A 14114-nucleotide genomic window follows, 5' to 3' on the forward strand; every position below is an offset into this window, starting at 1 on the left:
CAACCCTCTATTTTCTTCAAAATAAACCAAGTATATAAAGATTTTGATAGTAGATACACAGAAATTCATACCTTGCGAAATATCATTGAACGTATCTTAAAAAATGGCTATACTCCTAATGCTGAAAATACTCAAAATTCTATAATTAACGAGCAATACACTACAGTATCTGCACTTGATTTTGCTCTGAAACTAAAGAAAAATAGTGTTTCAGAAAATAGTTTTATAGACTATAATTATCGTGTTAAGCAATTTCAAAAATACTTGATAGATAAAAACTTAGATAAATCTCCTATAAGCAGTTTAACAAAGAGACATATTAATGACTTCTTGAATGAAATACTACTGAGAACAAGCCCTCGTAACCGAAATAATACACTTACAGTCATCAATGCCATATTTGCTACATTAGAAGAAAATGAGATTGTACAACAAAATGTAGTTGCAAAAATTAAGAAGCTGCAAGCTAAACCAGAACGCAATAAAACCTACACACAGAAGCAACAAGACGATATTTTTACTCTTATGACACAAAAGGATAAGGAGTTACTTTTGTTTGTTAAGTTTGTTTCTTATAACTTTTTACGCCCTATAGAGGTATGCAGATTGCAAATTAAAGATATTGATTTTGAAGGTGCTAAAGTAAATGTACGCGCTAAAAATAAACTGGTAAAGATTAAGATAATACCAGAAATACTTCTTAAAGAAATTCAACATTTAAAAGGGGCTAATCCTGATTACTTCTTATTTGCTCCCAATGGTGTTGATGATTGGCAGACAAGCGAGGTAAATAAACGTGATTATTGGACTAAACGCTTTGGAAAATTAAAGAAAGAACTCAATTTAGGAGAAGATTACGGACTTTATTCTTTTAGACATACCTTTATTACTAAGTTATACAGAGAGTTACGTTCTAAATACTCACAATATGAAACCTATGATAGGTTAATGCTTATTACAGGACATTCTACGCTTTCTGCTTTACAGCAATATCTAAGAGATATTGACGCTGAACTTCCTGAAGATTATTCACATTTATTATAACCCTACACAAGGGGGGTGGGGAAAATACACCTACCCTATGCAAGGGGGGTGCGGAAAATACACCTACCCTACGCAAGGGGGGTGCGGAAAATACACCTACCCTACACAAGGGGGGTGCGGAAAATACACCTACCCTATGCAAGGGGGGTGCGGAAAATACACCTACCCTATGCAAGGGGGGAGCGGAAAATACACCTACCCTATCCAAGGGGGGTGCGGAAAATACACCTCCCCTACAAGGGTGCGGGAAAATACACCCCCATGCAAGGGGTTGCGGAAAATACACCTACCCTATGCAAGGGGTGCGGGAAAACACCTACCCTATGCAAGGGGTGCGGAAAATACACCTACCCTACACAAGGGGTGCGGAAAATACACCTACCCTACACAAGGGGGTGCGGAAATACACCTACCCTATGCGGGGTGCGGGAAATACACTACCCTACACAAGGGGGGTGCGGAAAATACACCTACCCTATGCAAGGGGGGTGCGGAAAATACACCTACCCTATGCAAGGGGGGTGCGGAAAATACACCTACCCTTCACAAGGGGGGTGCGGAAAATACACCTACCCTATTTTCAATAATAATTTGATAATCAATCAATTAAAAATAAAATCTAATTTTTAAGCTCTTTTCTTCCTAATTATATATTATTATATATATAAATAAAAATAAGCACACACATTTTTTCTTTCTGCATTTTTACCCAATCTGAGAGTATGATTTACCTTATTTTTACTAACTATTTGTAAATCAGATTTTTGTGGAGCTCTTAAATAATCTCGTTTTTTAGGGGCAAGATGTGCCTTTGTATATACACAGTTTTTGCAAAACGGTATACAAAGGCGCATCTTGCTTTTTAGTCTTCTATCTCAAAAACTTGCCTGCGGCTGCATTTTTGTGAAAGAAAACTAAAAAGGGGAAAAAACTTCGGAACTCGTTTTTTCTTTCTATAGGAAATTTAGTTTTAGTTTTTGAGTTCTTTTGGGAACTCAAAAAAGCAAATAGGCTGATAAAAAACAGAAAAAAGCACTGTACTATATCGTTCAAATTTGTTCAATATAGTACACTACTTGCAAATATGCTTTACTATATCGTTCAAATATGTTCAGTATAATAAACCCCTATTGCACAGCAAAAAAAACCTTTTTTACTTTGCCTCGAAAAACAGATAAAACCTTGAAAGAAAACTACTCTACACATAAGAACAAACATATTATTCTCCGAGTGAGTGAATCCCAAAAACAACACTGGAAAAAACTATGTGCAGAAAGAAAGATTACCCTTACTGATTTGCTAACAAGTGCTGTCGAGGGTAAGATGAGTTCTCAGGAACAACGCGAGGTTTTAAAGTTCATTGAAAAACAGGATAATATCTTTGCTAAGATTGAAAACAACATCAACCAGTTTGCCCATTTGGCTAATGCCAAAAAAGAAGTCTACCGAGATGAACTGATAGCCTTCACAGAACGTTTAGACCAGATTGTTAAACTTAAAGCAGAGCAAAACAAAATCTTTATACAGATTTATAAACTCATAGCTGCCAATGATAGTCAAAATACTAAACTCAGCAAGCAAAGACTTTCACGGGGTGAAGTACAACGACAAGAAGATTAACAACGAAAAGGGCGAGTTGATGCTAATGAAAAACTTTCCGTCTTTCATCAATGCCCAAAGCTCACAAGAGGAGGTTCGTAATTATCTTAAAAGTATTTCACAAAGCAACCGAAGCAAAAAACCTCAGTTTCACGCTGTCATTTCTACTAAATACCAGGAACACTCTAAAGAGCAGCTTACAGCTATAGCCGATGAGTTTATGAAAAATATGGGATATGAAAGTCAGCCTTATATAGTGGTTTTTCACAAGGATACCGAAAATAATCACGTGCATATTGTCTCCTCAAGGGTAGATAAAGAGACGGGTAAAAAGATTAATGATAGCTTTGAGAAACTTAAATCACAGCAAGCATTAACATTAGCTATTGAAAAAGTTTTAGGTCTCAACCGTATTGCTAAACTAGATAAACTACTACAGTATCGCTTTAGCAACTTACAGCAGCTTGATAAATTATTAGAACGACACGGTTTTAAACTTTCACAAAGTGAACAGAATTCTAATCAATTACAAATACTACATAACGGAGTAGTACAAAAAATTTTATTAGCAGACCAACTGCCAATGCAAGATACACCTAAAGCTGATAAGCGAGCTCAACAGATAAAGTCCTTTATTGAAAAGTATCAACAGATGTACAGCAATAAAGTTTTTAAAGTAGTAGATGATAGAGCTGAAAAAGGACTATATCCCAAAGAACATCAAGGAGTACCTAAGATAGAATTTACTAGTGAGCTCCAAGAAAAATTAAAAAACATATTTGGAATAGATATAATATTCCATTATAAAGATGATAAATTACCTTTTGGATATACACTTATTGATAATAAAACACAGCAAGTGTATAAAGGTAGCGAAATTATGAAGCTCAAAGAAGCTTTTGAATTAACCAATAGTAATATTGATAAAAAGAGCTTTGAACGATTAAAAGATTATAATTTAAGTTCTTACAGAGAAAAGCAAATCTTATCACAACATTTGAATAAAAAAGGAGTACAAGCTGAACCTTTTATGCTCTTTGAAAATAAGCGACTTAAAAACAATAAATCCGATTTTCAACAGATTAAAACAGATGTAATCCAACATCTTAAGGCTCTTAAAAACGACAGCTTTGTAGTCTTAGAAAAAGATAAAAATGGTGATTTCTATGCTATTCATCAACGATTTCATCAAATACATAGCTTACAAAGCCTTATAGGCAGTGAAGCCTACCAAAATTTTATAAGTCAACAAGAGAAATCAACCAATGAAGCAAAAGTTATAACTATTAATGATAATACCTCTGGAACAGGAAGCGATACTGACATCAATCACAGAGAAAGTGTAAATGTTTCAGAGGTTTTAAAAGTCGCTTTAAAAAGCACTGAAAATGCTCTTAAAACGCTATTAAGCTCTAGTGCCCCCGTAGGGCGAGATAATACCGAAAACGAACTGAAAAAACGCCGTAAAAAAAGATAATAAAATGATCATCACATTTGCAACCCAAAAAGGAGGGGTGGGAAAAACAACTTTAGCAGTTGCTTTTGCTAACTACCTAACAATAACAAAAAAAGAAAAAGTAAAAGTTTTTGATTTTGATTATCAAAAATCCTTTTACCAAAAATGGGAAGAAGATAAATTCTTACAATTTCCTGAACTCTATGAAGTAGAAATTATAGATGGAGAACAAAATACCATTGACGGACAAGATATTGCCGATATGAAGCAAAGCGAAACATACTATATATTTGACCTCGCAGGTACATTAGACGGAAGATATATGGAGTTACTTATCTATAGCGACTTTATAGTTATCCCTTTTGAATATTCTGATGTATCAACTAAATCTACAATGGTATTTATCAATTTATTAGGAATGATAGAAAGCCAAGCTAATAGAGTGTTTTTACGTTCTAAATACGACAAAGGCTATACATACAAAAACCAACCAGCAATGGACGAAGAAATAAGTCAATACGGATACCTATTACCAACTCCTGTGTATAAACGCAATGATTTACAAAGTATCAATACCCGTAGGCTCTCTTACGAGCAACGCTCAGCCGTAAAGCAAACATTTGAAGAACTAATACAATACATCAATGACAACAACATCTAAAGCTAATAACAAACCTATTAAACTACCTTTTGAAATTCAATTGAATAGAAAGTACAACGAAATAAATGCTGATTATTTTATCAGTGATTGGACAGAACACCAGGACGAAAGAAGAGAGCGAACTATAAGTATGTGTAATGACCTACATATTGAGCTCGGAAAATTTAGCACTTTTGAAATTAAACTTGATGAAATTATAGATTTAGGATTGCGTTACGCACTTTCTAAACGCGAATTTCGTAGTATGATAGCTAAAGTTATCATTTCAAAAGGTAATTGTTTAAATATATAAATCAGAACAAAAATGGTAACACGTTTCTTTATCATAACATTTTTTGTCTATGTAATTTATTACTTGGCAATGTTAATTTATGATGTGTATTTGCGAAAAGAAAAATCAGTGCCTGATGAAGAGGATAAACAAGAGTTTTCTTTGGCAGAAATGGCAGATAATACTATTACTAATGTTGATTTTGACGAAGTAGAACAAATGACTACTAGTTCAAAGGTAGAAGTAAATGAAAATGACATTTTTCCTTCTGCAACTGATAGTGAAAATACAGATGAACCTTCATCTAAAAATTTAGAAGCCTTAAAAAGAAAGTTTGAGGAAGAAGAACACTTAGATGATAATGAGGGAGGGCAAACAGAAGTATTCACTCCTATCAATAAGGAAGAAATCTTAAAAAGAGATAATGAACGTTTTAAAAATTTACTGAGCTTAGCTGAAACTAATGTACAAGTGATATTTAATGAAAGTGAAAATGGAGGGTATAAAACCTTTAAAGCTCAGCCTAAAACTAATGTGTAATTTTAATTTTTTTTCAATATGATTAATATTAATACTAATCGACCGTTAGTAACAAGAAAACGGCTACTACTCTTGTTACTATTAACATTGTTTGTAGCCAACACCGATATGTATGCGCAAGGTGCAAGTGCTATCACACAAGCCACGAATACAATCAAAAGCTATTGGACTCCTTTAAAGACACTTATTTGGATGATTGGTGCCATAGTAGGACTCATAGGTGGTTTACGTATCTACAATAAGTGGACTAATGGAGACCAAGATATCAACAAAGAAATTCTTGGTTGGGGTGGGGCTTGTTTATTCCTCATTTTAGTACCTGTGTTTGTAGGAGCATTCTTTGGTTTATAAACTAATTACCTAACCTATGGAATTTTACCTGTACAAGGGGCTTAAAAAACCCCTTGTCCTTTTTGGACTGAAAGATAAGTATATTTATCAAGCTTTAGCTTGTGCAGCATTTGGTATTATTTGTTTAGCAGCTTTACCAAGCCTTATAGGATGGATAGGTTTTCTAATAGGAGTCGCCATTGCAGGTGGAGGTGTATGGTACATTTTCTATCGTCAAGATAATGTAGGGCTCTATACTAAGCAGAAAAACAATGAGGAATTACATATTTTTCCTAAACGCTTTAAAGTAAAAAGAAATGAAAACAAAAACGTTTAATTTTCCCTTTATTGGTTATGATTACGGGCAAGAACACGGCTGGAAGTTCGATTGCCTTATAGGGCAATATGGCAATCCTGTAATAGGTATTCGCATCAAAAATATTGTAGAACAATATTCTGCCGACCCCGATCGTTACGAGCAGTTTCATACAGTTTTAAACCAAGTCATTGCTATTATAGGTGAGAATCACATCGTACAGAAGACTGATATTTTTGCTAAAAAGATATATGTAGCCGAAAAAGAAAATACCTATCTGCAACAAAAATATTCTGAGCATTTTAGCGGGCGCACTTACAAAACTATTGATACCATTTTGTTATTTACGGACTTGCTTGATGACAAAAAAAGCAAATATAAGTTTTCTGAAAAAAACTATAAAGAGCTTCGTGATAAATGTGAGAAAGTATTTATGCTTTTAGAGCAAAATGAATGTACTCCTGAATGGTTGTTAGAAAAAGATTTTGAGTATTACATCGGGGGAATGCTCACTATGCAATTTTCCTCTATGCCTGTATTTGACAATATTAAGTCTACTAATGAGTATTTACGTATCGGTAACTCTTTTGTAAAGACTATTAGCTTTGTCGATGTAGAGAATATAGAGTTACCTTCTCAAATAGGCACCTATACAGCAATGGGAGGAAATGGTACTGTATCTGATTTAGCTGTAGATAATTTTTCATTCTTAAATGAGTTAGAAAACTATCAAAGTATTGTTTATAACCAAGTTATTGCAATACCACCCCAAGTACAACGCCAACGAGAGCTTGAAAAGAAAAAGAAAAAACACGAGGGGGTAGCTAAAAGTGCTCCTTCTAATGCTATAGTAGCCGAAGAAATAGACACTCTATTACAAAACATAGCTGTAGATGGACAATTGATAGTAGACGCCCATTTTTCTTTAGTAGTAGCTTGTGAAACTTTAGAAAAAATGGAAAAAACACAATCTACTATTGAAAATAAACTGTTTACTAAAGGTATCATTATATCTAAAAATGCCTACAACCAAATGGAACTTTTTCGTGCTGCTATTATAGGTAATGCTGTAGAACTTAAAGATTACGATTTATTCACCACTACTAGCGAAGCAGGCTTGTGTTTTTTTTTTAAAGAGAGTTACCCCGTAAGTGAGAAGTCTAATTTCTATTTGCGTTTTGCAGATCGTCAAGGGGTTCCTTTAAAAGTAGATACTGCTGACTTACCTTATCAAACAGGACGTATCAATAACCGTAATAAGTTTGTTTTAGGTCCCTCTGGAAGTGGTAAATCATTCCTGATGAATAATATTGTAGAACAATATCTCACTTATAATTACGATGTAGTAATTGTTGATACTGGCGACTCCTATTCGGGAACTTGTTCTTACAAAGGAGGACGATACATACAATATACTGAAGAAAAACCAATTACTATGAACCCCTTTGCGGTAAGTAAAGAAGAGTTTAATATTGAAAAAACTGAATTTCTTACCAATCTTATATTCCTAATATGGCAAGGAGCGGATGCGACAGTGTCCCCTACACAAAAATCTGTTTTAGATAATGCCCTCCTTGCCTATTACCAACAACACTTTGAAGGACATACAGACTGGCATAAAGATAAAAATGATGAAGATTTATTGCTTTATCTAAATAAGTATAACATATATGACGAAGATTTAAATTACGATGAAGAACAAACTTATTATGATGTATTAGGGCTTCCTTACAATGCTACTACTGATGAAATAAAAAAACGAGCACGTAAATTAATACAAGAATACCATCCTGATAAAAATCGTAATAAAAAAGATTATAATCCTGAAAACTATTTTAAAATATATGAAGCTTATGATACGCTTGCCGATGAGGAAAGGCGCAAAGCTTATAATGAAAGTGCCGCACTTATTATGGTACGCAACGAAAGAGAAGTAGCTATTATAGAAGAAGACGAATTAGGTAATGGTGATAGCCATAGGAGGCAGATTATTAAACGAATAAAAAAGATTGAAGATGATTTTAATGTACCTGCATTATCCTTTAATTCCTTTTATGAGTTTTGCGAAAAGTTCCTACCCGTGTATCTAAACAATCGACATCATAAAATCACAGAAGAAGAGTTTAATCTTCGTACATTTTTATTTGTGCTAAAAGACTTTTATAAAGGTGGACGTTATGGTACTACACTCAATCAAAATGCTGATAACTCATTGTTTTATGAGCCTTTTATTGTTTTTGAGATTGATAATGTTAAGGATAACCCTAAACTATTTCCTATCGTTACCCTTATTATTATGGATACATTCATTCAGAAAATGAGATTAAGGAGTGATAGGCGTAAAGCACTAATTATTGAGGAAGCCTGGAAAGCAATTGCTTCTAAGCTAATGGGAGGATACATTTTGTATTTGTACAAAACAGTACGTAAGTTTTGGGGCGAAGCGGTAGTAGTTACCCAAGAGTTAGATGATATAATTGGTAATGCCGTAGTTAAAGACTCTATCATCAACAATTCTGATACCTTTATTCTGCTCGACCAAACCAAGTTTAAAGATAATTTTGACCGCATAGCAGCTTTGCTATCTCTTAACAAAGTAGAACAAAATAAGATATTTACTATCAATAATTTAGATAATAAAACAGGCAGAGGGCGCTTCAAAGAGTTTTATCTAAAACGTGGCCCACGAGGCGAAGTTTATGGTAATGAGGTATCAATGGAGCAGTATCTTACTTATACCACCGAAAAACCCGAAAAGTCAGCTATACTACACTATGTAAATGCTTTAGGTTCTTATGATAAAGCCTTAGATGCTTTTGTAGCCGATGTAAAAAAATATAAGGAAAAAACAGACGCTATATACGCACTGGTAAACCTTTATAAAAAACCATTAGACGACAAAGTTGTAAAATTCTTTAAGGACTTTAAAAAAGAAAATCCTAAAGACACTTTGAAGAAATTCGACCTATACGTGAAAGAGCAAAACAAACCTCTTGCGGAAATAATTCCATAAATAAAACCATATACTATGAAAAATAAAATATTACTCTCAACCCTTGCTATATTACCTTTTACAACTATAGCTCAAAATCTTTATTTTGATGCTGCTACATCACTTACACTAAAAAATTACGCTAATAGTATAGAAAAAGGACAAGAAAAAATTGAAAAAGAGCAAAATAAGCTACAAAAAGCCCAAGCTTTTATTGCTACTCAGTTAGCTGCTGCTAACAAAATTCAAGATAAAATATATCACGGGCTCTCTGAAGTATCTGGTACACTCCAAAATGGTATGCAAATTAAGCGAATAATAGAAGAAACAAAAGAATGCTTAGAATACCATAAAGAGGTAAATGATATGATACGTAAACACCCCCAATATGCTCCTTTTGCCCATAAAGCAATAAAAGGGGCTTATGAGCAAGCTTTACAATTAGGAGCTGAAATAGCAAGTGTAAAAACAGGAGGAAAAGAACATTTAGCTACTGCAGGAGATAGGTATATGTTACTAAGTCGTATAGAAAGTAAAGTTATAGGACTAAAACTATGGTTTCTTTCTATAAAATTAGCAATGGAAAATGTAATCAGAATAGGTGTTATCAGAGCATTAAACCCTTTTCAAAGTTATATAGATACTGATAAGGATATTATACAAAATATTTTAGAGAGATATAAAAACTTCTAATTTCAAAACAATGAGAAAATATAGTTATATCATAGGAATTTTTCTTTTAGCTTGTGGTGTCTCTTCATTTGGGGGTAAAAAAAAACCAAAACCTGAAACCCGTTATGTTCAAAAAGAAGGAACTTCTATAAACAATATAAGTCAAGAAGTTAAAGCTACAATGGACGAACACGAGCGGCAAAAGCGAATGAATAATAAACAATCTGCCAATACCACTTCCGAAGCTGTAAATAACAAACAATGGAAAAAACTCAAAGAGACGACTACTAAAATACAAGACCGATTACGAATTGTTGACTTTGCTCTACAAGCTATCCCTACAGGCTATGTAGTGGGGATTAAGTCTAAAGAAATAAAGGAGACCCAACAGCGCATTTTGCAAGAGTTACAAACCACACCTCAAGCTATTAAAAAAGTATTCAGTAACCAAATTCAATTTGCAGACGACCTACAAATGGTTATGCGTTACCTTACAGGGCTTGTAGTGTCTTATGGGATTATTAACCAAATGGAACGTAAAGAACGGCAAATACTGCTCAATTATGCACTTGATGAGGTAAATAGACTAGCTAATGAATCATTTTATACTCTTATGCTTATTCGCGACTACAAAGCACGTTTAGAATACCGAAAAAATATGTTTAAATACTATATAGAACGAGATAAGAACTTAGTAGAAGACTTGATGAAAAATATTAAATCGCTTAACTTATGAGAATATTTGTTTTATTAATTATTTTTCTTTCTGCAGTACAGATAAAGGCACAAGATATCGCTGTAGCTATTAATCCTACATTAATGATAGAATTAGGTAAAAATCAGTACGTAAGGGAGAGTGCAGTGAATAATGTTAAAGATATGTATGAAAAACAAAATGATTGGTATAAAAAAGCTGAAATTAAAATGGCTCAAGTTCTTTTAGTACACGAGCAAATATACCAAGCTCTATATAATGTCAATTCTTTATTTAAAAATGCCAAACAATTGCAGCAAATATCTAGAGATTTGATGATTTGCAAACAAAATACACTTAAAGCTGTAAGCTTAGGAATTAAAAAAACACCGTATTCCGTTTGGATGAAAAAATACTTTTTATATGACTTATCTTTAAGAATTGATGAACTTAGAAAGATATTCAGTGATGCTTTAAATAAAGAACTACTTATGGATGCTTACGATAGGGAGATGTTATTAGATAATGTCAATTTTAAAATACAAATGATTAATATGTCAGCTTTAAATATTATAAGCATTATTAAATACAATGAAAGTCGTGCATATATATACTCTATTCCAATCTTTGGCGACTATATAGAGCAAGATAAAATGATTGTAGAACAAATTATGCAACAATATGATAACCTTTATAAATAAATTTGCTTATGAAACTCTATATACTTTGTTTTTTCATCTTTTTTACTGCTACTACCTTAGCACAAATAAAACGTATTACCATACTCAAGGATGAAGGCTTAAATTATCAAGAAAAACGAATGGTAACAGGCATAGGTTGGGACGCTGACGATTTTAAACCTGATCCTAAATACCCTAAATTATTTGGTTACAAAATAGGGAATACTAATATCAGTGCTGCACACGCTGCTGTGTGGGGTGATATTTTAGGATTGGACTTAGGTACATTGTCCGGCGATATACGAAGAAATCAAAGATATAAAAATGGGCGTGATATTCGCCCCTTAGGTCCCTACGGACAAGAAACACAACGACACGCTAAATTACTTCTTATGAAAAAAGAAGCCGAGTTAGCTAAAAAACATATAGATAGTATTTATAGTCGCAGTATGGCTGATTTAGCTCATTATACCTATCGTACTGCTAAGGCAGACCCTATGTATTTATTGTATTACAAACGTATGCTTACACCATTGGCTAACTTTCCTGATAACCCTCAAAGCTATCAAGATTGGGGCTTTAAAAATCCTAAAGCCTTTGCTAATGCAAAAGCTACAGGGCAAATAAAATCTTTAGAAAAAAAATTATATACGATAAAAACTATATATGAAAAAGCATTAAAGTTAGATATGCCTCGTGGTAAAAGGTTCTTAATGTATCATAAGGCTATGATAGGATGGAAAGAATTTTTAACAATGTTAGAAATTTGTGATAAAAGTAATAATATTTTGATTGAAGGTAATAGAAAACGACAAGAAGCCCAACGTGCTTTAGACGGGTTAAATAAACACTATGACGATGTACAGATAATGCAAGAAATATTACGAGAATATAAAAACAAATATGGTTTATAAAATTAAAATTACAGCTATGAATAAAACACTTTTATTTACACTACTTTTGGCTTTGACCTCTTTATTTAGCTATGGTCAGCTCCCCCCTTATAATCCTGGGAATCCTCCTATGATTGGCCCTCAGTTGCCTCCTCCAAATCTACAACAGGGTGCACAAATGGCTAAATACCAAAAAGGAAATGGAGCATTTGAAGAATGGTTTATGGAGGTATTTGTAAACTTAGAAAAAGATGTTGAAAATATGGCATTTCAGGGGGGGCGCTTAGGTTTGGCTATCGGAGTTCTCGGAGGGCTTATCTATTTTTCTGTAATAGGTTTTAGAATGCTCAGCGGTAGTGCCGAATGGGATGTAGAGCCTATGATTAGACCTACTATTATTCTCATAATACTTACTAATTGGTATCCTTTCACTCAATTGATAGAAGCTCCTTTTAATAAGCTCTCCGAAATGCCCGCAAATTATTTCAAACAAATTGAAAAAGATGCTGAAGACAAAAGAGAATTACGTTATACCAAACAAATGCAGGTATTAGACGCTACTATTAAATACAAAACTCAAAATCAAAATACATTAGTTAAACTCACTAAAAATTTGCCAGGCCCCATAGGTACAATAGCTAGTACCATAGAATTTACAGATATGCTTCTTCCTATCCAAGAAACAATAGAGCGGCTTAACTATAGAGAGCAAAAATTATTTGGCGAAACAATCGAACTTATATCGCTATTTATCCTTAGAGTTTGTGTGTATTTAATTTTCTTTATCCAAAAAATTTGGACTTATATGCTTATCGTACTAGGCCCTGTTGCTGTAGGTATGTCTCTTTTCCCTGGTTTTGAAAGTTCTTTCAATAATTGGATTGCCAAGTTTATAAATATAAACCTATATACTTTTATAGCATATACCATTATTAATTTAGGACAGAAAATCATAATGGCAGGCTATGAAATGGATATAAACCGGCTTTCAGCCATAGTAAACGCTCAAGGAAATGTAATCAATTATGGGCTGTTAGAAAATTATCTTACTTATAGTGGTATGCTCAACTCAGTAATTTTTCCTTGTGTAGGCTATATAGTAACTGGTATAGCTGTACTAATGACACCCACTATTGCCGATGCCATTGTATCTGCTGGAGGAGCGGGTGTAATGACTAAAGGGAAACAAGCCGCTGCCAAAATAGGAGGTGCTGGAAAAGAAGTGGCTACCAAAGTAGCTCCAAAAGTAGCTACTACAGCAGCTTCAGCTGGTGTAGGAGCAGTTTCAACAGCTATTGGAGCAGGTAAATCTGCTATAAACAAACTCGTAAAATAAAGTAAAATAAAGTAATATGATAGTAAAAAACATAGAAAAACGTATCAAAATCAATAAGACTATGGCTATAGCCACTGTTATATTTGCTATGGTTATCGTCATCGTAGGTTTTACTTACTCCTACAAAATAGTGCAAGACTCCCGTCGCTCTATTTATATACTCGATAATGGCATACCTGTATTGGTAAAACAAACAGATGAACTATTAAACCGCCCTGTAGAGTATAAAGCGCAAATAGACCTTTTTCACAAGTTATTCTTTACTCTTATGCCCGATGATGAGTATATAAAAAAGAATGTAGATAAGTCTCTATATCTAATTGATGATACAGCTAAAAGAGAACGTGAGAATCTACTCGAAAAAGGATTTTACAATCAAATAATATCATCAAATGCTACCGTATCTATACAAACGGACTCTATTAACCTCGATCTTAATACTAAAAAGTTTGTCTACTATGGTACCCAAATGATTAACCGTAAAACAAGCCTTATTATACGAAAACTCATTACACAAGGATATTTTAAAGACATAGCGCGTACTCCTAATAATGCACACGGAGTACTACTTGAAAACTGGAATATTGTTGATAATAGTGAGGTAGCCGTAAAACAAAAATTCAATTAATA

Annotated in this window: 16 protein-coding genes; all 16 read left to right on the plus strand. The window is 33.5% G+C overall.

Translation table 11 applies throughout. From position 1 onward, the window contains the following. A partial coding sequence (locus tag J4N46_RS00245) for a tyrosine-type recombinase/integrase (RefSeq protein ID WP_236013464.1) occupies positions 1–1044 on the plus strand: 1044 nt, incomplete at its 5' end. A 37-nt stretch (positions 1045–1081) separates the two neighbouring features. Then, a complete protein-coding gene (locus J4N46_RS00250; protein WP_208057395.1) occupies positions 1082–1639 on the plus strand; it encodes a hypothetical protein in 558 nt (185 codons plus the stop codon). Between the two features lie 512 nt (positions 1640–2151). Further along, on the plus strand, positions 2152–2664 hold the full coding sequence (locus J4N46_RS00255; protein ID WP_236013470.1) for a phospholipase D-like domain-containing protein: 513 nt from the start codon (positions 2152–2154) through the stop codon (positions 2662–2664). Next, positions 2594–4120, plus strand: coding sequence for a relaxase/mobilization nuclease domain-containing protein (locus J4N46_RS00260; RefSeq protein ID WP_208057396.1), 1527 nt, complete (start codon positions 2594–2596; stop codon positions 4118–4120). Before J4N46_RS00255 ends, J4N46_RS00260 begins: the two co-directional genes overlap by 71 nt. Before the next feature lie 4 nt (positions 4121–4124). Then, positions 4125–4760, plus strand: coding sequence for a ParA family protein (locus tag J4N46_RS00265; RefSeq protein WP_009751297.1), 636 nt, complete (start codon positions 4125–4127; stop codon positions 4758–4760). Beyond that, on the plus strand, positions 4744–5052 hold the full coding sequence (locus J4N46_RS00270) for a hypothetical protein (RefSeq protein WP_208057397.1): 309 nt from the start codon (positions 4744–4746) through the stop codon (positions 5050–5052). Before J4N46_RS00265 ends, J4N46_RS00270 begins: the two co-directional genes overlap by 17 nt. Positions 5053–5064: 12 nt before the next feature. After that, positions 5065–5571 (plus strand): hypothetical protein, encoded by a 507-nt coding sequence (locus J4N46_RS00275; RefSeq protein ID WP_208057398.1) that lies wholly within the window; start codon positions 5065–5067, stop codon positions 5569–5571. 18 nt (positions 5572–5589) lie between these two features. Continuing rightward, positions 5590–5922, plus strand: coding sequence for a DUF4134 domain-containing protein (locus J4N46_RS00280; protein ID WP_009751294.1), 333 nt, complete (start codon positions 5590–5592; stop codon positions 5920–5922). Positions 5923–5938: 16 nt separating this feature from the next. Beyond that, the gene (locus J4N46_RS00285; RefSeq protein WP_208057399.1) at positions 5939–6238 is read left to right on the plus strand and encodes a DUF4133 domain-containing protein; all 300 of its coding nucleotides are present in this window, start codon (positions 5939–5941) and stop codon (positions 6236–6238) included. After that, positions 6219–9230, plus strand: coding sequence for a TraG family conjugative transposon ATPase (locus J4N46_RS00290; protein ID WP_208057400.1), 3012 nt, complete (start codon positions 6219–6221; stop codon positions 9228–9230). The genes J4N46_RS00285 and J4N46_RS00290 overlap by 20 nt, the downstream gene beginning before the upstream one ends. A gap of 15 nt (positions 9231–9245) precedes the next feature. After that, positions 9246–9902, plus strand: coding sequence for a hypothetical protein (locus J4N46_RS00295; RefSeq protein WP_208057401.1), 657 nt, complete (start codon positions 9246–9248; stop codon positions 9900–9902). Between the two features lie 10 nt (positions 9903–9912). Then, a complete protein-coding gene (locus J4N46_RS00300; protein WP_208057402.1) occupies positions 9913–10617 on the plus strand; it encodes a hypothetical protein in 705 nt (234 codons plus the stop codon). Next, complete coding sequence (locus tag J4N46_RS00305) at positions 10614–11276, plus strand: hypothetical protein (RefSeq protein WP_208057403.1); 663 nt, start codon at positions 10614–10616, stop codon at positions 11274–11276. Before J4N46_RS00300 ends, J4N46_RS00305 begins: the two co-directional genes overlap by 4 nt. Before the next feature lie 8 nt (positions 11277–11284). Further along, on the plus strand, positions 11285–12169 hold the full coding sequence (locus tag J4N46_RS00310) for a hypothetical protein (RefSeq protein WP_208057404.1): 885 nt from the start codon (positions 11285–11287) through the stop codon (positions 12167–12169). Between the two features lie 16 nt (positions 12170–12185). Continuing rightward, positions 12186–13484, plus strand: coding sequence for a hypothetical protein (locus J4N46_RS00315; RefSeq protein WP_236013472.1), 1299 nt, complete (start codon positions 12186–12188; stop codon positions 13482–13484). A 16-nt stretch (positions 13485–13500) separates the two neighbouring features. Continuing rightward, positions 13501–14112 (plus strand): conjugative transposon protein TraK, encoded by a 612-nt coding sequence (gene traK / locus J4N46_RS00320; protein WP_208057406.1) that lies wholly within the window; start codon positions 13501–13503, stop codon positions 14110–14112. The last annotated feature ends 2 nt before the right edge of the window (positions 14113–14114 follow it).

Source organism: Capnocytophaga bilenii, from assembly GCF_017565765.1.
Taxonomy (GTDB): Bacteria; Bacteroidota; Bacteroidia; order Flavobacteriales; family Flavobacteriaceae; genus Capnocytophaga; species Capnocytophaga bilenii.

Bases quoted from the DNA above. Each gene is read 5' to 3' on its own strand.
- J4N46_RS00250 (WP_208057395.1), top strand. From the start codon at position 1,082: ATGCAAGGGGGGTGCGGAAAATACACCTACCCTACGCAAGGGGGGTGC.
- J4N46_RS00255 (WP_236013470.1), top strand. From the start codon at position 2,152: ATGTTCAGTATAATAAACCCCTATTGCACAGCAAAAAAAACCTTTTTT.
- J4N46_RS00260 (WP_208057396.1), top strand. From the start codon at position 2,594: ATGATAGTCAAAATACTAAACTCAGCAAGCAAAGACTTTCACGGGGTG.
- J4N46_RS00265 (WP_009751297.1), top strand. From the start codon at position 4,125: ATGATCATCACATTTGCAACCCAAAAAGGAGGGGTGGGAAAAACAACT.
- J4N46_RS00270 (WP_208057397.1), top strand. From the start codon at position 4,744: ATGACAACAACATCTAAAGCTAATAACAAACCTATTAAACTACCTTTT.
- J4N46_RS00275 (WP_208057398.1), top strand. From the start codon at position 5,065: ATGGTAACACGTTTCTTTATCATAACATTTTTTGTCTATGTAATTTAT.
- J4N46_RS00280 (WP_009751294.1), top strand. From the start codon at position 5,590: ATGATTAATATTAATACTAATCGACCGTTAGTAACAAGAAAACGGCTA.
- J4N46_RS00285 (WP_208057399.1), top strand. From the start codon at position 5,939: ATGGAATTTTACCTGTACAAGGGGCTTAAAAAACCCCTTGTCCTTTTT.
- J4N46_RS00290 (WP_208057400.1), top strand. From the start codon at position 6,219: ATGAAAACAAAAACGTTTAATTTTCCCTTTATTGGTTATGATTACGGG.
- J4N46_RS00295 (WP_208057401.1), top strand. From the start codon at position 9,246: ATGAAAAATAAAATATTACTCTCAACCCTTGCTATATTACCTTTTACA.
- J4N46_RS00300 (WP_208057402.1), top strand. From the start codon at position 9,913: ATGAGAAAATATAGTTATATCATAGGAATTTTTCTTTTAGCTTGTGGT.
- J4N46_RS00305 (WP_208057403.1), top strand. From the start codon at position 10,614: ATGAGAATATTTGTTTTATTAATTATTTTTCTTTCTGCAGTACAGATA.
- J4N46_RS00310 (WP_208057404.1), top strand. From the start codon at position 11,285: ATGAAACTCTATATACTTTGTTTTTTCATCTTTTTTACTGCTACTACC.
- J4N46_RS00315 (WP_236013472.1), top strand. From the start codon at position 12,186: ATGAATAAAACACTTTTATTTACACTACTTTTGGCTTTGACCTCTTTA.
- traK (WP_208057406.1), top strand. From the start codon at position 13,501: ATGATAGTAAAAAACATAGAAAAACGTATCAAAATCAATAAGACTATG.